This window comes from Bacillus sp. MN7755 (assembly GCF_054771475.1).
On the sequence record NZ_BTRL01000031.1, the window covers coordinates 70,164 to 87,793 of the forward strand.

The following is a 17,630-nucleotide window of genomic DNA, read 5'->3' on the forward strand; positions in this document are numbered from 1 at the left end:
TATATTTCGATAACAAGGAGTCATTTGTGAAATGATGAATGGCGTTTTTTTATATGGCGAATTTGTTTCTTAGTTATTTTATGCATTTTATTTCCTCCTCTACTTATGCTTTAAGATGTGATGTAGCTTTATGTTTTTCATTATGGTAAGCGCTTGCGTTGTTATCGATACATTCCTATATGCAATATTGCATCTTAGAACCAACTTTTATACTGTTATAATGATAGAGAAAAATTCTACAGCATTTTTCGAAATACTAAACAACAATTGAAAACGAAATTTCTCGTAAATAAAAAAGGAAGAGAATTATAAAAATTCTCTTCCTTTTTTATTTCTCCATAGATTTAGTGATATAGGAGATATGTCCGGAATATATTTCAACTACATAATTCTTCTAATTACCCAAATAAAAGGAATCAAAAATACTACCACATTTAATATTATCCCGATTTTCGCTCTGCTATTTTTATCTACTTGATAGGAAAATATAGCTAGAATAAATCCAATTGGACAAAGAAATACAGGTAAAAGTATAGAGACTCCAAAAAATTCAGTTAAAATAATTTTGTATGCAACATTAACAATGGATAAAATCAATAAAATCGGTATTATAATCGATATAATTGTGCATATTCTATTTTTTTTAAGCATACTAACCCCGTTTTTTCCTAAATAATATATATTGCTCCGTAGATTATAAGGGAAAAAACACTGTCATTAAGCTAGTGTTTTTCCCTTCTTGATAAGAAGCTTATAAATAATAAATTATTGCTGGCAAGATAAATACAAATAATACATAGTTATATATTTTCGCTGTGTCATTCATTATTTTTACTACATTACTTAAAAAATCCAATTGTACAAAGACTGAATATCACCATTGTGTATCAAAGGATACACCTTTTGAAGTGACGTGATTTCTATGAAAAACAATGTGTCAAGAAATTTGAGATAACATTCTGAAGTAGGGCTACCGCCACATACCTACCAACCTAGCAGATGAGCTTGCCCCAAAAATGATATAAACAAACTTTCTTATTATAATAGACATAAAAAAATAAACATGTACTTCATATTTATTTTTGTTGTGGACGATAAAAAACATCTACCAATTGATTATACTCGCTTCTTGAAATTTCTTTATTATACAGTTTAATTAATAACTCTTTATGCGCTTTCGAAAACGCTATTTTATCAATAAATTTTGGATACATACGATCATTTTCTCCCTGTCTGATAAATTATTCTGTTGCATTGGATCTATTTCCCCTGAATATTTTAAAAAATAAACCAACAATGTTTTATGAAATATTACATATCGAAATGATTGGACGTTTTGTAAGTGCTTACTATTACGAAAATGACAACAACCCTTCATTTCTCCTATGAAGAGGGTGAAGCAAAAACATAAAACCATTATATTTAAAGTTTAATCTACATGAATCGACATGAAAAGACTTTTTTAGACCAAATAATACATATTTTTATGTAATTGTACATATCCAAATAAAGTAAAAATGTATTTAAAGTACCAATATATTATAATGAAAGACTTTGAAGCGATTTAACTGAAAATGAGTAGGGTGAATTTTCAGTTATAAAAAGAAAACAAAAGCCGAAGCTTCCAATAGAAAGTAGGAATGTCGTTGTTATTAAAAGTATTAATGAAGATGATGTTGACTTTATTTAACGATAGAAAAGTTAAGCAACCATAACGGGTGTCCTTTTATTATATATAAATTACAGAATAAATAGTAATACAAATAAGATAGACAATTGGATTAAATATATATATCTTGGGTGATTAATTCAATTCAAGGGGAACACAGTCCGATGCGAAAAAAAGATTTATTAAGATAATGGAAAGTGGATTTACAGAAAATTGCTAAAGAAAAGGAGAGAGAGAAAAGAAAAAAGAAGTGTAAGAAATACTATATTCCTGGTAGCTCATTTCAGTTCATGACTAGCAAGGATACTTATCACAAGAAGAATGGAGTTTGAAAATAAAAAAACAAGTAAATGTGATTGTAAATTAGTTGCGAATAAATTTACTATTTAAGACGCTGCCGTGATCGGCTTAGCGTCTTAATTGTTGTTAAGGGAAGAAAAAGAAAATAGTTGAAAGAGAGAGCCTTCTTTTGTAATGAGAAAGGCTTTTTCTCTTTGTCTGAAATTAAAAGACATTCTCATATCAATAAAAATATAATTTAAAAAAATAATTATTTATTGATAAACAATAAATATGGTGTTAAAATCAAATTCACACTAATTAAGTGAGGTGCTTTTATGAAACGAGTATCAACGCTCTTTTTAAAGATAGCTGTTTTTTTATAGGACTAACAATTCTTGACTTATGTATATTATTAGTGCCCCAATATGTTGAATTTCGCAGCAAAATTGTATCCAAATATTGCTCCAATGAAATATCTCGTTTTCATGGTGAAGTATGGACCGGCTATACCTTTTTACTTTGCTCTCTATCAGGCTTTCAATCTTTTACGTTACATTGACGAGAACACAACGTTCTTGCAATTATCTATAAAAGTGTTAAAGAACATAAAGTGCTATGCGATTACAATCAGTGGTTTGTATGTATTAAATTTGCCACGTTTTCATTTTATAGCGAAGAAAGTTGACCTTCCTATTGCATTAATGGGACTCCTCATCATTTTTGCTTCGTTGGTTATCGCCGTTTTTGCTACTATCCTCCAACGGCTTCTACATGAAGCGATTAACATAAAATCAGAAAATGATTTGACGGTCTGTGGTGGAGGATATGACAATTATTATTAATATTGATGTGATGTTAGCAAAACGAAAAATGAGCGTAACGGAGCTTTCGGAGGGGGGAATTACTATGGCTAACCTCTCTATATTGAAAAATGGAAAGGCAAAAGCTATTAGGCTATCAACTTTAGAGGTAATTTGCAAAGCATTAGAATGTCAACCCGGAGATATTTTAGAATATCGAATTGATGAAGACACCCAAGATTAATGAAGTGGGGACATTTAGCATTAAAAGGAAAAGAAAGATTTCTTTTTCAGTGATTTTATAAAAGGGGAGTTACTTATGAATTTAACCATTCGAAAATGGGGGCATAAATCATGAGAGCACTAAAACAACTCGTACGTTTTGGTTGGGAGCAGGCCTTATCATGTTTGTTTCCTCTCGTTATTTTTGCTTCTTTGGCTTTTACAAAATTCCTGCCACTTCCCTTCCTGCCACGTTATGACTGGCTACTTATCATCTGTCTTCTGATGCAGTGGTGGATGGTGAGCTCGGGGCTGGAAACACTTGATGAACTAAAGGTTATCACATTGTTCCACCTTATTGGACTTGCTCTTGAACTTTTTAAGGTACATATGGGATCCTGGTCTTATCCAGAGGAAGGATATTTCAAAATTTTTGGAGTGCCTTTGTATAGCGGATTCATGTATGCAAGTGTGGCGAGCTTTCTTTGTCAGGCGTGGAGAAGATTAAAGGTTGAACTGGTTAAGTGGCCACCATTTTTGATAGTTGTACCTCTTGCATTTGCAATTTATTTGAATTTTTTCACTCACCATTATTGGATTGATGTTCGTTGGTGGTTATCTGGACTTGTAATTATTGTTTTTTGGCAATCATGGGTCACATACGAGGTTAATGGAACTCGTTACCGTATGCCACTCGCGCTTTCTTTTGTGCTCATCGGATTTTTTATATGGATAGCCGAAAATATCGCAACGTTCTTTGGAGCTTGGCAATACCCAAACCAAACCGATACATGGAGTCTCGTTCATCTAGGGAAGGTGAGTTCATGGCTCTTATTAGTGATTGTTAGCTTTCTTATAGTAGCGACGTTAAAGCAGGTCAAAGGAGAGGTAACAAAAGGTGGTTTTCCACGTGCCTAATTTATTTGAATTTACTATTTAATGAGAGTTATGATTTGTAGATACAATATACTCTTTTGCTTAGAGTGTTCAGCATGTTATTACAGTATAGACTCACGTTCAATATCAAAAATGTCTATCTCATTTTGCTCAAATTAATTTTCGAGCTTATTTGAACAATCTTATAGAACAAGATCATAGACAGTTAAGGCGATGTCCTGTTAAATCTGCAGGATTTTAAAATTTTCGTTATGATTTCCGAACCTTGAAAGGCATTGAAGCCGTTCATGACCTATTTAAAAGAAACCGAAATCTGAACTTAGATTTCGGTTTTTCTACGGATGATGAATTAAATAATTTATTAACAATCACATAATTTAAAAGGAATAAGAAAAGTGTTGTGTTTGTCATCATGATAGAAAATGAGAGGTATCTGCTAAATCTAAAATAGAATAAAAAAACCTGTACGGGGAGGTACAGGTGTCAAATAAGGGATATTTCGTTATGTTTCATATCTTATCAGAGCTGTATTGAGAATGAAACTAAAATAAGTTGAATATTCAGTTGATTTTGTTGAGAAATAAAAACGTACAATAGGGGACAGAATGTTTTAGAGAGGCCAATAAATTATAAGGATAAAGGAATATTTTTTGTATATTTTACTGGAAAAAGAGCATGATATTACCAAAATAAATGGAGGTGTGTAAGAAATGCAAATTCGTGAAAATAATAATTCAAACGAGATGTTAATAGCAGCTGCAGCAAGTGCTATTGAGCAAATGAAACATGAAATTGCTCAGGAGTTTGGGGTTACACTTGGACCAGATTCAACAGCAAGAGCAAATGGTTCAGTAGGTGGAGAAATTACAAAACGCTTAGTTCGTATGGCGCAAGAACAATTATCAGGTCAATATAAAATTCACTAAAGTTAAAGGTATATCCTATTGAAAGGATATACCTTTTTAATTTTTTTAAAGAGAATAATTAAATTTTTATTGTTAGTTAAGTTTAGAAACAGCAAATTTAGCTGTGAAATTCATCTTCTTCATGTAAGAAGAATTTGCACCTGCTTGAAATTGTACAGAAATATTACCGTTTTTTTGTGCTTTGAATACGCGACCATATGGTGAATTAGCATTATATGTGCCAATTACTTGGTTATCTGCATCAAAGACCGTATAAGAAATTGGGAACCCTGAATTTTGTGCAAAGACTGTAAGTTCTTCTCCTTTTTTTAGATTAAATGATTCCTTTTGAGAGACTTCATAAGAACTCATAGAGTAATATTTTGTAACTTCTTGAATTTCTAAATTCGTAGTTGCTGCACTCGCTTTTGGTGCTTCTGCCCCTAGTAAATTCATACCTGACAGTACTCCAATCCCTAGTGCCCCTGCTAAAATAACTTTTTTCATAATGCTAATTCCTCCTTTAATATGTTGTGAAATTTGAAAAAGAAATGAAAATACCAACACCTGAAACTATTATAGTTACAACGATAATGGTTTTCAATAGAGATTGATATGTAATTTTGCATACATCAAATACCGATATAAGGTAATCTAATTAGTAAATGAGTTATTTGCTCGTTCTCTTATATATGAACATTCATTATTTTATCGCATCTCATCTTCTCCAAAGATATTATTTAGCAAATAGTATCATATCAAAATTTTACCGGGAAATTGAGACTATATCTGTGTTTTTTGTAGATTAATCTTATAGACAGCAAAGAAGAAAAGGTCACGGTATTGATCTTTGAAGAAGACAAGAATCGCGCTTTCGAAATAATAGTTGAGATGCAGAGTGGTTGTTATTGGACGGGTTGTATAATAAAGAAAGGGGCGGTTTTTTGTTAATAATTACTTACTATATTATTAACTTGGTTATCTTACAGAAATGTAAGTTTTTTTTAATTGACACTCGTGTATATAAGTAACTATACTGGTTACACAACGTTGGTAAATATATCGAATAGTCTCTTACTATAAGTGTATGTCTGTGGATTTTTTTCGAAATAATAGTTTAAATTAATTAAATATTATTTATATGTAATATAGTGATAAAAAATCTAATTTATTCTTTAAGCTAGGTCGTATTACTTATAAGCTTAGCTATAAATGATATATTTACCTACGTGTAATAATTTTTTAGAGGTGTTAAATTTTGAAATACAAATTAATTGCTACAGGAATTCTTGCTGGAAGTCTACTATCCTACTCATCTAGTGTATTTGCAAATACTCACAAATTCCCAGATGTTCCTGCATGGGCTGACAAATCCGTTAATTATTTAGTTGATAAAAAAGTATTAAGTGGTTATCCAGATGGAACTTTTGGTTCAAGCGATACATTAGATAGAGCTTCTGCGGCAACAATTATGACAAAAGCCCTAGGTATACAAGTTGATACAAATGCAAAACCTTCTTTTAAAGATTCTCAAAATCATTGGGCAACCTCTTATATTGCTGCTGCTGAAAAAGCGGGGATAGTTAAAGGTGAAGGAAATGGAGTATTCAATCCTTCTGGAAAAGTTACTCGTGCTGCTATGGCTACCATGCTAGTGAATGCATATAAACTACAAAATATAAACACTAGCAATGGACAAAGTAAATTTGAAGATTTAAAAGGACATTGGGGTGAAAAGTTCGCAAATACTTTAATTGATTTGAAAATTTCAGTTGGGACAGATAACGGTTGGCAACCAAATAGATTCATAACACGTGCTGAAGCCGCACAACTAACTGCAAAAACAGATATGCTTCAACATAGTCCGAAAAACCCTTTAGAAAATAAAACAATAATTATTGATCCTGGACATGGTGGTGCAGATCCTGGAAAGCCTACAAAGGGATTGCCTGAAAGTAAAATCGTATTAGACACTTCCTTACGCTTACAACAATTGCTCGAAAAACATTCACCATTTACAGTCTTACTAACTCGTGAGTCTGATACTAGACCAGGGCATGATCAAAAAAGTTCTTTACAGGAACGTGTTAAATTTGCTAAGCAAAATCAGGGTGATATCTTTATCAGCATTCATGCAAATGCTTTTAATGGTAATGCAAAAGGAACAGAAACATACTACTATAAATCTTCTGAATTCGAAAAAACAAATCCTCATGTGGAAGAAAGTCATGTTTTAGCGGAAAAAATTCAAAAACGTTTAGTGGATGCTCTTCAAACACGTGATAGGGGTGTTAAACATGGAGATCTTCACGTTATAAGAGAAAATGATATGCCAGCTGTGTTAACGGAGCTTGCTTTTATAGATAATGGTATCGATTACAGTAAATTATCTACGGCAAACGGCAGACAAATTGCCGCAGAAGCTATTTATGAAGGGATTTTAGATTATTATGAATGGAAAGGAAATAATGTATCTGAATATAGGTTGTAATTAGTAAAAGGAAATTTAGTAATTCTAGGAATAAGCAATTTATAGAGGAAACTATAAATGGGGATAAATGATTTCACTAGCCATTTATGTTTACCAAGCTAACCGGAGAAAACCACTAAAATGATATTTGCACATTGAACTTGTATATGCCAAATCGAAAATCAGCTCCCACCTACTGTTGGATTACGCCCTTCACACGCTTGAGGAAGGAGGATTCTTTCGGGGAATTCGTTAAAATTGTGGAAGCAATAAATTACTAAAGTGTAGATTTGTTATCTGAAATGTTTTTTTAGTTTTATAGTGTATACTAGCGCCGACTTATTAAGAATTATAAATAAGTCGGTGTTTTAGTTAGCGTCCTTAATGAATACTATGGAAAGTTATGAACAAAAATCTATATATAGTTACTATTAGAAATTTTGTAAGTACTCTCATGTCTACATAGTTTAGATTTTCTTGTCCTTGTTCAAGATTATAAAAAATAGATAGAGGCACACTTACATCCATCATCTTTGCGTAAAATTTCAATTTAAAAATAGTTAAGCTATATGATTCATATAGGCAGTATACAATTAATTCAATCAACTTGTTACCTTTATTTTGAAAGAAATCTTTTGAAATGGTCATAATATGAATAATAATTTGAAACAAATTTAATAAAAAATGAAGAAATACTTAAGAAGGTGAATATATTGCTCAAACATTCACATTTTCAATTTATCTTATTAACAATAGCTCTAATATTCTATATAAGCTTTTGCTTTATATTTTTATTTGTTTTTCCGAATCATTATTTTGTATCTGATATTAATATCCGACTATCATCCTTAGTTGTTGAAACTACTGTATTTATCTCATTACTTTACTCTATATTATCCAGAAAAATTAAATTTGGAGTCTTCTGGGTTTGCATTACAATTGCAGTAGGTTGTTTCTTGATAGGGAATTTTATATCCGCTTTTCAAGTACTTAATGTAGAATTACCAATACAAAATTTTAATATATCTGATGTGTTTTTGTTGTTTTTCTTATTCTTCTTTCTCTTTGCGTTCTTTTATAAAATCTTTATGGAATGTAACAAGTGGGAAAAAGCTTATTTACTTTGTGATTTATGTATTGTTGTTACTGCTATTTTTACACTAGAGTGGTACCTATTTAATGAACCTTCTGCAAACATCTTATTCTTATCAGTCGGAGATTTTTTTCTTTCATTTATTTTTCCGATTATAGATTTATTGCTTCTCTTACTTGGTATTAGCCTTATCTTTCGACCAGCTATTTTTAATGCAAAAAGTAAATTATATATTTTTATCCTAGTATTAACTGGATTGGCTATTACGGACTACTTGTATTTTTACTTACAAGATGATTTATCAGACCGTATAGTCACATTATTAAGATGTTTTTATAGGGTTTTCCTTTTCTTCATCGCCATTGCTGCTACTATACCAAAAAATGCATCTTCTAGAAGGAATTATTTCATTATCAATCCGACATTTGGAAAGAAACTTCTTGTCATATTTCCTTATCTTGCAGTTGTAATCTTAATTGGTTTTACTTTTAAGGAGCAAACTTCTTCATCTACACTGATTACTGGAAATTGTATTGCATTTGTATTTGTGCTGATTCGTCATACTATCGTACGAATGCAAAACAGAGATTTAACCGAAACGTTAAAAGTGTTTAATACTCAACTAGAACAAAAAGTATCTCAAAGAACTGCTGATTTAATCACCAAATCTAATGATTTGGTCAAAAATCAAGAGAGATTTAAGTCTTTATATGAGTATCATCCAGATCCTATTTTAACGATTGATCCAAATGGCATCGTATTAAATATAAACCAGGCTGGAAGTATGATATTAGGAAAAAGCAGTGCTGAATTAATAGGTAAAGAATGCGTCTCTATTTTTTTAGATGAAGATAAATCTGAGTTGGAAGCAGCTCTAAAGCAAGGTAAACGATGTAGTTCGGCTTCGCTACAGTTACGTGTGAAAAATAATAATGAGAAGGACATACATTTTTGGTATGTCACCATTGTTCCTATTATGATAGAAGGACAAACTTTTGGGAGTTATGTAATGGTAAAAGACATTACGAAAATGAGGAAACAGCAGGATGAGATAAACTATCTAGCATTCCATGATACAGTGACGGAGATTGGAAATCGAATATTCTTCCAGCAAGAATTAGAAAAATCCATTAAGCGTGCATATAAAATCAGGTTGAATTTGGACTCTTATATATAGACTTAAATCGTTTTAAGACGATTAATGATACACTTGGACATTCAATTGGTGACAGTGTTTTAAAAGAAATTGCCAAACGTCTTAGGGCATGTCTATCACCGGCTATAACTCTAGCGAGAATAGGGGGAGATGAGTTTGCAATTATAGTCCATAACCATACAGAGCAACAGCTATTGGATTTGTGTGAAACTCTATTTCGTATAACTGAAGAACCATTTGTAGTAAATCAACATAGTTTTTACTTATCCCTTAGTATAGGAATAGGAGTATATCCGTTTGGAGGAATAAATACCACTACACTTTTACAGCATGCTGATATTGCTATGTATAGTGCTAAGAAAGAAGGTAATAATGCTGTTTGCATGTATGACGAGACATTATCCAAAAAAATAACAAGACGATTAAAATTAGAACAAGATTTACCAAATGCATTAAAAAATAATGAGTTGTTTTTACTATATCAACCACAAGTTGATAGTAAGACCAGTAAGGTTATTGGTGCAGAGGCTTTAATTCGTTGGCAACATCCAGAGCTGGGAGTTATTTCACCTTTTGAGTTCATACCTATTGCGGAAGAAACTTCGCAAATTATTCCAATTGGAAAATGGACGTTACAGGAAGCGTGTCAACAATTAAAAAAGTGGCATTCTGCGGGCTATGCAAATCTAAAAATGGGGATAAATTTATCAGCTATCGAGTTTGAACAGAAGAACTTTGTTCAAACAATCATATCTACCATAGAAGAAGTAGGGGTACCTGCTAGTTCGATCGATTTAGAATTAACGGAGCGGATAGCAATGGTAGATGAAAAAGAAACGTTAGCGAAGTTAAAAGCATTAAAATTATATGGCGTACATTTATCAATTGATGATTTTGGTACAGGATATTCTTCATTAGCATATCTTCCTTTGTATCCAATTGATACCTTAAAAATTCCAAGAGAATTTGTTAATAGGATTGAAAATTCTACTGATGGAAATGAAATTATTCATACCATTATTTCACTGGCTCATACTTTAAGCATGAAAGTGATAGCAGAAGGGGTAGAAACGAAAGAACAATTAGAAGTATTACAAAATAATGCATGCCATCTAATTCAGAGCTATTACTACAGTAAACCTGTAAATGAAGATGAATTTATCAAGTATGTAAGCACGATGTAGAATAAATAAGTGAAGACTCTGTATATGTGTGAAGTAAAGTGAAAAGAAGTTTTACCCAAATAGAAGCCAGTTCTCTTAATTGAGACCGGCTTCTATTTTTATTTTTAATGGTCATAATGCTCCGCAAAAATAAGTACTACTATCTACTGATGATGGAAAGCGATTAGTGATGTTGATGTTTATTACGAATTTGTAAGGTTATGTAATAGAAATCGATAGAATTGGATGTTTGAATAAGATAACCTGGTTAGCGGATAGAAAATTCTGAAAAAAGGAGTGGGATGGATGAAGGAAAGTAAAAGAACATCTAGTTTTCTTAAAAATGTTGTATGCATATTTATTTTCATATTCATTATGAGTGAATTGACTTCCACGAAAGTAGCAAGGGCAGAATCGAACATATTGGCTGATAGGAGCATAGAAAACTTTAAGAAAAAGATGGATAAGCAAGTACCTAAATGGCAGGAGAACTATGATGTACCAGGGGTTGCAATAGGAGTTGTAAATAATGGGCGTATTGCTTATACACTTAATTATGGTTATGCAGATAAAGAGAAGAGAAAAGAAGTGAATGATAATACTTTATTTCAGGCGGGTTCGGTGTCCAAAAGTCTTACTGCTTGGGGAGTTCTACATCTTGCAGACGAAGGACTTTTATCATTAGATGATCCGGTTGACAAGTATTTAAACAAATGGAAATTACCAAATTCGAAGTTCGATAATAATGAAGTCACGATAAGAAGATTACTAAGCCATACGGCAGGATTACCCACACATAAAGGGTATTTAGGAGTGATACCTGGAGAACAACTTGATTCTATTAAAGAATCACTGTCTGGGAAAGGATGGCATAATGATCCGGTTGAAATAATTAAGAAACCTGGTTCAGAAGCGATATACTCTGGAATTGGCTATACGATTTTACAGCTTGTTATTGAAGAGGTGACTGGGAAACCCTTTGACCGTTACATGGAGGAACAAATTATGAAACCATTAGGGATGAAATCTAGCTCATTCCGACAAAATTTGGAGAATTCTAATCTTTCGAAGGCGTATGGATACTTTGGACAGGAAATACCGAATTATCAATATACAGAACAGGCTGCTGCAGGTCTCAAAACAAATGTTACGGATATGATGACTTTCATACTTGCAAGTATGGACACTAATGATCATAAAGGTAAGGGGTATGGTGTTATCAAAAGTGAACGTGTGGAGGAAATGCAAAATCCGGTATTAGGCGAGAATGGTTTAGGTATATTTGAGATTCAGTTATCTAATCAATGGAAAATGATGTATCATTCTGGTGATAATCGAGGGTGGCATTCCTTTTATGGCTACATTCCGAATACAAAGGATGGATTAATCATTCTCACGAATGGTGAGAATGGTAAAGACTTAAGGCAGGATATTTACCACGAATGGATAAAATACGAGACTGGGAAGTTCCCTGAAAGTTACTTCGCCTTCAAAGAGCAAAGAAAAATCAATGCTATTATATCCGTTGTTATTGGGGCAACACTTGGTATATACTTGCTACTATTTGTAATTAGTTTGAACAAAGGGAAAAGAACTTTCATTTTGAAGCACGAGAAAAAGCCTTACATCAGAGTTGGAGTTAGAACGCTTCTACTTTTTAATATTGCTCTGTACTTGTTTTGTCGCACCTACATGTGGAGTACTTTAAGTTTAAGTGTAAGCAATAGAATAAATATAATGCTCATAATGGCATGGATAATAGCGTTATTGATTACTGGATTCTTTCCAAAAAAACGAAGTAGCACAAATAAAACGTTAAAAGCTGATGTTAAGTAATAATACAATTGTTTAATTACAAATAAAATTGTTACATTTACAATAAAGGTGTTTAAAAATGTCAGTCATATTATTCGGTTAAAGGGACATTTTCTTGAATAATAGAAAGGAATATTCATAAGTAAATCGAAGTTAATTCAGAAGCTGTTATTTAGTATAGCATCGGGACGTACTACTCAACATTAAGGAGGAAATCGAATATGAGTGACACACAGACATTACGAGGATTAACCACAGTCAGTTTTTGGACGGATGATCTAGCAGCAGCAAAGAAGTGGTACGCCGAACTGTTGGGCATCGAACCTTACTTCGAACGTCCAGGATATATCGAGTTTCGTCTTGGCGATTACCAGCACGAGCTGGGGCTGATTGATAGCCGCTATGCGCCCGATGGTCCAGCGACCGGACCGGCCGGTGCTGTAGTGTACTGGCACGTCGATAATGTAACAGCAACTTTCAAAAATCTGCTGTCTATGGGAGCGAAAGAATACGAGGCACCCACAGAGCGTGGCGAGGGTTTTATTACTGCTTCCGTGGTCGATCCCTTTGGGAACATCTTAGGGATTATGTACAATCAGCATTATTTAGAGGTTCTGGGTTCGACTAGAAAAACGTAACTTCACAGTTCACCGAGGCTTGGTAAGTTGCACTGTGGAGGATAGCGATTATTTATGCAGATATGCAGTTGCAGCTGTCTCGAGTTATGTGATGCTTACCTCAATTGTTCGAAATTCTGCTACTACTCTGGAGACGAAAAGAACAAGAAAAGTGAAAAGGGTTTCACGAGGTAATAGTAAAGGACTATTTTAGAATAGAGCACGTTTGTACAATAACACTTAGATTTAAACAACTTTATTGTTGCATTTTTAAGTGTAGTAAAGTATTTCACATCAAAAATTAAAAGACTTTATTTTAACCCCTTCTTAAAGTCAGAACGGGGTTATACGTGTTTTAGATATTGAAATTAAATAACGTTATTGTCATTTTACAGCTGAAGGTTATAAACCAAAAGGAGATTAAACGTATAGAAAGTGTAAGGATGATATTGGGAATAAGAAAAGAATTAAATTAAAAAGTAATAAAAAGAGGCTTCTACCAAATAGTGGGAGAAGCCTCTTCGTAAATTCCCCAAATCCATTTCCGTAGTACGCTTTAGCCAATTGTAAGAACCACTTTTCCTCGGCCGTGGCCACTTTCGATCTCTCGATGTGCGTCTGCGGCTTGGTGTAGCGGAAATGACTTCCTGATGTGGATGTGCAATTTCCCTTTGGAGTAAAGTTCTACCAGCTGAGCAAGCCGATCCACAGACCTTTGGCTGCGTATAGGGCGAACACCAAGTTCCTCTACAAGGTCGAAAGCAACAATTGTGCCGATTCGGTCTTTGTTTTCGACAAGCTCCAACGATGCGCGCAGAGCATCGTCCCCAGCGGCATCAAAGGCTACGTCCACGCCATCCGGTGCTAGAGCACGAACTCTATCAGCAAGGCCGTCTCCATAAGTGACAGGGATCGCACCCAGTGATCGAAGGTAATCATGGTTGCGTTCACTGGCCGTACCGATGACAGTTGCTCCCCATGTCTGGGCCAGTTGTACAGCGAATGTACCAACTCCACCAGCTGCAGCGTGAATCAATATGGTGTCTCCCTTGTCAACACCAAGTTCCTGTAATGCGGTGTGAGCGGTTTGACCAGAAGCTGTTATTGCACCAGCCTCCTCCCAAGGCATACTCTGTGGCTTATGCACAATCTGGTCAACACTAACCACCACATATTCTGCATAGCAGGCCAGTAAAGCCCATCCAAGTACTTCATCGCCGATAGAGAAGTCTGTAACTTTATCCCCGACTTGATCAATAATTCCTGCGAATTCGTTACCGAGAATCTGTGGATACCGCACCGCCAAACCGGGTGGTGCCCAGCCACTGCTACGCACCGCCAAATCGAACGGCTGGATTCCAGCAGCCTTAACCCGGACCCGAACTTGCCCTGCACCAGCATGAGGGTTATCAAATTCCATTACTTTCAAAACATTTGGAGGACCAGAAGTAGAAATTGCAGCGGCTTTCATGCTATATCCCTCCTTAAAGGGTAGGGGTTCCAGCTTATGGTGGAGCGGAATTGAGCATGAATTAGGTAATTAAACTTTTTACCACCCAGACAGGCGAAATTTAAAATCTCTTTTTCTTGTTTGAAAAGATTAATTGATCGAATCGTCTGATCTTTATTCATAGATAATCATCCCTTTACATTATTTTAAAATGTAATCTCAGGATTACGAATTGACATGTTCTGCTACTGAACGATCATTGAATGTCTTCATTCAACTAAGAACCTCGATGGTAAATCCACCCGGGGCCTTAACATAGAATGTCCAGCGATGGGCCCTTTTTGGCGGTTTTACATCAAATCCATCATTCTTCAAGTGTTGATAGATCTCGTTCACCCGTTCTTCGCTCTCCTGTGAAAAACCGATATGAAATGACTTCGGATAACTGACCTGAGTACCTTTCATTAAAGCGAGCAATAATCCATCTTCGTCTAATAGTACAGCGAATGAATCGCCATGCGTGCTCTTAGTTTGTAGGTTGAAATATTTCTCTAAGAACTTTCGAGCAGCGTTAACGTCAGTGACCGTTAGATTGATATGGTTTAGTTTCAAAGGTTCCACTTCCTCTCTATAGGTATAATACCTTCATCCCTATATTCACTTTTTAAAAATGCCCTCCCAAAATGGGAAGTAGTTAAGAAAAAATACTCATAATCAAAACAGTATAATCCTTTAAAATCTTTGAAAGCTTTTAGTGCTTACATGTTTTATTCTATAATTGATTATTAATAAATAAAAAGACATTTTAATATATCTCTTTATATACTCGAGTATATGAACAAAGGAGTGAGGAACGTGGAACTACTGCAACTGCATTATTTTCTAAAAGTCGCTAAGTTGGAGCATATGACGCAGGCTGCGCAAGAGCTTCGCATCGCGCAGCCTGCTCTCAGCAAAACCATCGCTAGGTTGGAAGAGGATTTGGGTGTACCATTATTTGATCGCCAAGGAAGGAGGATTCGACTCAACTCATTTGGAAAAGCGTATCTAAAGAAAGTAGAAAAGGCACTCATGTTGCTTGAAGAGGGCAGAAGAGAAGTTGAAGATCTTGCGGGAATGGAAAGAGCGCGTGTTTCTTTAGCAACAACAACTCATAAATGCTTTTCTGATGTAATAGGTACTTTTATATCCTTACACCCTGATATCAAACTTCAAATCACTCAAGCTTCAGAGAGGGAAAAGGTGCAACAGCTCCGAAATGGAGATATCGATTTTTGTATCACTTTCCCTCCTATTGAGCAGACGGGGATAGAGGGATTGTCTTTTCTCACTGAAAAAATCTTACTAGCTGTTCCTCATACACATCGATTTGTTAATCGGAGCAACATAGACTTGAGAGAAGTGGCTAATGATCCTTTTATTTGTATAAAGCAAGGGAATCCATTCCGAGAAATGACGGATGAATTTTGTCAAAAAGCAGGATTTACTCCGAATATTATATGTGAAGTTGACGAACATTCTGCAGTAAGTTATTTCATCCGTATGGGAATTGGTATTGCTTTTATGCCGGAAACCTTAATAGAAAAAATAGAGACGTCATTTCATTTAGTGCATATTGATAATCCTATTTGTCAGCGTACCTATCAAATCGCATGGCTTGAAGGGCGCTATATGTCCGTGGCGGAACGTAAATTTCGGGAGTTTTTTGTCCAGAGCTTTACTGAATTAAGGAAGTAATTAACCTTTAGTTTAGATTCGAACTTTATCAGCCTAAAGCTCTAAATATTAGGAACCGAAGGTAAAAGGTTGAACTTGACTGTCTCCTTTCTTAACTTTCAGGCTAATGATGGATTCATACTTTATCACACCTCTTCTTACATAGATTTACTAGTAGCCTCTAACTAGTAGTTAATAAATTTGAAGATTATTAATAAGAAGTGAAATAATGCTTTTAACATACTGGGACTTTTTTGCAATAACATAGCAGACGTATATCTCAGAAACTTATTAAACGATCTTCCATTAAAGGGCGCGATTGTGGAGTAACACAGGCAGAAAATGATCAAATTTTACCATATAAGTTATTTCCAAATTTTAAAAAAGGAGCAAAAACTAATAGAAGTCTTTACTCCTTGATATCGCATTTTTTAATATGGAAGTTCTCTCAGAGACTGTTACTAAATAAATCTCATGGAATTTTTGCACCAGAACCAGAAAGACAAAAAAACTTGCAGAAATCACTACAAGTTCTTTTTTAGATAATGTACAAAAGGTGAAATAAACTATCTTACAGGGGTAATGCTTTGACAAGTATATTATATAACAAATATTAACATCCATAGATTTTAATTTTGAAAATTATGTGAATTAAGAAAACAGAATGATATATCATTTTTTCTTCCTAAAAAATCCATTTTATTTATTTCGTATAAATAATTTTAAATAAATATCTACATCATAATAAATTAGTAAAAAATAAGTATAGGTAAATAGTGAAGAATGGCGGATTCTTACGAAAGACGTATATTTATATTTAGGATCAATTAACTATAATAAAATGAAGTTCATATTGTAACTAAATATAATTTTTGAATATATGAAAAGGAATTAGTCTTTTTCTTGCTAACGATAATTATGTTAATAACACCTCACGATGTGGTAAAATTTAGGAGTTGCATTAATGTGAATATACATGAAGTTCAGAAAAGAAAAAGGAGGATTTTTATGGTCGATAATTATATTAATGAAAAAGATCATCTTTTTTATAAAAAACGTTTTTATAATGTTTTAGCATCAATTCCTCTTGTAGTTAACACGCTAATAGTAATATATTTATTAGATTTGGGATTAACTTATTTTGTAACCTTTACTGGCATTGCAGTAATAACTTTATTAATTCAGTTCATTTATTATTATTCAAATTGGAAAAAATCTTTTAAGTAACTTTTCTAATAGTTTTATGAATAAAAAGTCTCTTCAGAAGATCTGAAGGGACTTTTTGAGATTTTTAAATACATGGACTACTGATAAGTGAAGTTATGTAAACATGACATGTATATAATATACAAGGAGAATTCTTACCATCCTACCG

General features: G+C 33.7%; 12 protein-coding genes and 3 pseudogenes. 11 read left to right on the plus strand and 4 right to left on the minus strand.

Going from position 1 to position 17,630, the window contains the following annotated elements; all coding sequences use genetic code 11:
• Positions 1-381 precede the first annotated feature (381 nt).
• The gene (locus ACYVEC_RS28685) at positions 382-651 is read right to left on the minus strand and encodes a hypothetical protein (protein WP_063223187.1); all 270 of its coding nucleotides are present in this window, start codon (positions 649-651) and stop codon (positions 382-384) included.
• A gap of 1,635 nt (positions 652-2,286) precedes the next feature.
• Between ACYVEC_RS28685 and ACYVEC_RS28690 the strand changes: the two are divergent.
• The 5 genes and pseudogenes from ACYVEC_RS28690 to ACYVEC_RS28710 all read left to right on the plus strand — a co-directional run bounded on the left by ACYVEC_RS28690 (position 2,287) and on the right by ACYVEC_RS28710 (position 4,796).
• A pseudogene (locus ACYVEC_RS28690) lies at positions 2,287-2,793 on the plus strand (DUF2975 domain-containing protein).
• Entirely contained in the window at positions 2,777-2,995 is a 219-nt protein-coding gene (locus tag ACYVEC_RS28695; RefSeq protein WP_063223186.1) for a helix-turn-helix domain-containing protein, read from the plus strand. The pseudogene ACYVEC_RS28690 and the gene ACYVEC_RS28695 overlap by 17 nt, the downstream one beginning before the upstream one ends.
• A gap of 110 nt (positions 2,996-3,105) precedes the next feature.
• Entirely contained in the window at positions 3,106-3,891 is a 786-nt protein-coding gene (locus ACYVEC_RS28700) for a DUF817 domain-containing protein (RefSeq protein WP_063223185.1), read from the plus strand.
• Between the two features lie 148 nt (positions 3,892-4,039).
• A pseudogene (locus tag ACYVEC_RS28705) lies at positions 4,040-4,246 on the plus strand (IS6 family transposase); the annotation flags it as partial.
• Positions 4,247-4,580: 334 nt separating this feature from the next.
• The gene (locus ACYVEC_RS28710; protein WP_063223184.1) at positions 4,581-4,796 is read left to right on the plus strand and encodes an alpha/beta-type small acid-soluble spore protein; all 216 of its coding nucleotides are present in this window, start codon (positions 4,581-4,583) and stop codon (positions 4,794-4,796) included.
• 72 nt (positions 4,797-4,868) lie between these two features.
• Here ACYVEC_RS28710 and ACYVEC_RS28715 read toward each other — a convergent pair whose 3' ends face one another.
• Positions 4,869-5,282: a hypothetical protein gene (locus ACYVEC_RS28715; protein ID WP_063223183.1), complete on the minus strand. Its 414-nt coding sequence runs from the start codon at positions 5,280-5,282 to the stop codon at positions 4,869-4,871.
• Positions 5,283-6,033: 751 nt separating this feature from the next.
• On the opposite strand from ACYVEC_RS28715, the gene ACYVEC_RS28720 reads away from it, so the two are divergent.
• From ACYVEC_RS28720 to ACYVEC_RS28735, 4 genes and pseudogenes are all read left to right on the plus strand, one after another.
• A complete protein-coding gene (locus ACYVEC_RS28720) occupies positions 6,034-7,266 on the plus strand; it encodes an N-acetylmuramoyl-L-alanine amidase (protein WP_063223182.1) in 1,233 nt (410 codons plus the stop codon).
• Positions 7,267-7,958: 692 nt separating this feature from the next.
• Positions 7,959-10,678 (plus strand): annotated as a pseudogene (locus ACYVEC_RS28725) (putative bifunctional diguanylate cyclase/phosphodiesterase).
• A 285-nt stretch (positions 10,679-10,963) separates the two neighbouring features.
• Positions 10,964-12,493, plus strand: a complete 1,530-nt coding sequence (locus ACYVEC_RS28730; RefSeq protein WP_063223180.1) for a serine hydrolase — start codon at positions 10,964-10,966, stop codon at positions 12,491-12,493.
• A 200-nt stretch (positions 12,494-12,693) separates the two neighbouring features.
• The gene (locus ACYVEC_RS28735) at positions 12,694-13,110 is read left to right on the plus strand and encodes a VOC family protein (RefSeq protein ID WP_063223179.1); all 417 of its coding nucleotides are present in this window, start codon (positions 12,694-12,696) and stop codon (positions 13,108-13,110) included.
• Positions 13,111-13,645: 535 nt separating this feature from the next.
• Here ACYVEC_RS28735 and ACYVEC_RS28740 read toward each other — a convergent pair.
• Both ACYVEC_RS28740 and ACYVEC_RS28745 read right to left on the minus strand, forming a co-directional pair.
• Complete coding sequence (locus ACYVEC_RS28740) at positions 13,646-14,560, minus strand: NADP-dependent oxidoreductase (RefSeq protein WP_098556118.1); 915 nt, start codon at positions 14,558-14,560, stop codon at positions 13,646-13,648.
• Between the two features lie 252 nt (positions 14,561-14,812).
• A complete protein-coding gene (locus tag ACYVEC_RS28745; RefSeq protein WP_000773069.1) occupies positions 14,813-15,151 on the minus strand; it encodes a VOC family protein in 339 nt (112 codons plus the stop codon).
• 243 nt (positions 15,152-15,394) lie between these two features.
• Between ACYVEC_RS28745 and ACYVEC_RS28750 the strand changes: the two genes are divergently transcribed.
• Together ACYVEC_RS28750 and ACYVEC_RS28755 are read left to right on the plus strand one after the other, a co-directional pair.
• Positions 15,395-16,276 (plus strand): LysR family transcriptional regulator, encoded by an 882-nt coding sequence (locus ACYVEC_RS28750; RefSeq protein WP_063223177.1) that lies wholly within the window; start codon positions 15,395-15,397, stop codon positions 16,274-16,276.
• A gap of 987 nt (positions 16,277-17,263) precedes the next feature.
• Positions 17,264-17,482, plus strand: coding sequence for a hypothetical protein (locus ACYVEC_RS28755; RefSeq protein WP_063223176.1), 219 nt, complete (start codon positions 17,264-17,266; stop codon positions 17,480-17,482).
• Positions 17,483-17,630 lie beyond the last annotated feature (148 nt).

Bases quoted from the DNA above. Each gene is read 5' to 3' on its own strand.
- ACYVEC_RS28710 (WP_063223184.1), top strand. From the start codon at position 4,581: ATGCAAATTCGTGAAAATAATAATTCAAACGAGATGTTAATAGCAGCT.
- ACYVEC_RS28735 (WP_063223179.1), top strand. From the start codon at position 12,694: ATGAGTGACACACAGACATTACGAGGATTAACCACAGTCAGTTTTTGG.
- ACYVEC_RS28730 (WP_063223180.1), top strand. From the start codon at position 10,964: ATGAAGGAAAGTAAAAGAACATCTAGTTTTCTTAAAAATGTTGTATGC.
- ACYVEC_RS28740 (WP_098556118.1), bottom strand. From the start codon at position 14,560: ATGAAAGCCGCTGCAATTTCTACTTCTGGTCCTCCAAATGTTTTGAAA.
- ACYVEC_RS28715 (WP_063223183.1), bottom strand. From the start codon at position 5,282: ATGAAAAAAGTTATTTTAGCAGGGGCACTAGGGATTGGAGTACTGTCA.
- ACYVEC_RS28695 (WP_063223186.1), top strand. From the start codon at position 2,777: ATGACAATTATTATTAATATTGATGTGATGTTAGCAAAACGAAAAATG.
- ACYVEC_RS28685 (WP_063223187.1), bottom strand. From the start codon at position 651: ATGCTTAAAAAAAATAGAATATGCACAATTATATCGATTATAATACCG.
- ACYVEC_RS28700 (WP_063223185.1), top strand. From the start codon at position 3,106: ATGAGAGCACTAAAACAACTCGTACGTTTTGGTTGGGAGCAGGCCTTA.
- ACYVEC_RS28755 (WP_063223176.1), top strand. From the start codon at position 17,264: ATGGTCGATAATTATATTAATGAAAAAGATCATCTTTTTTATAAAAAA.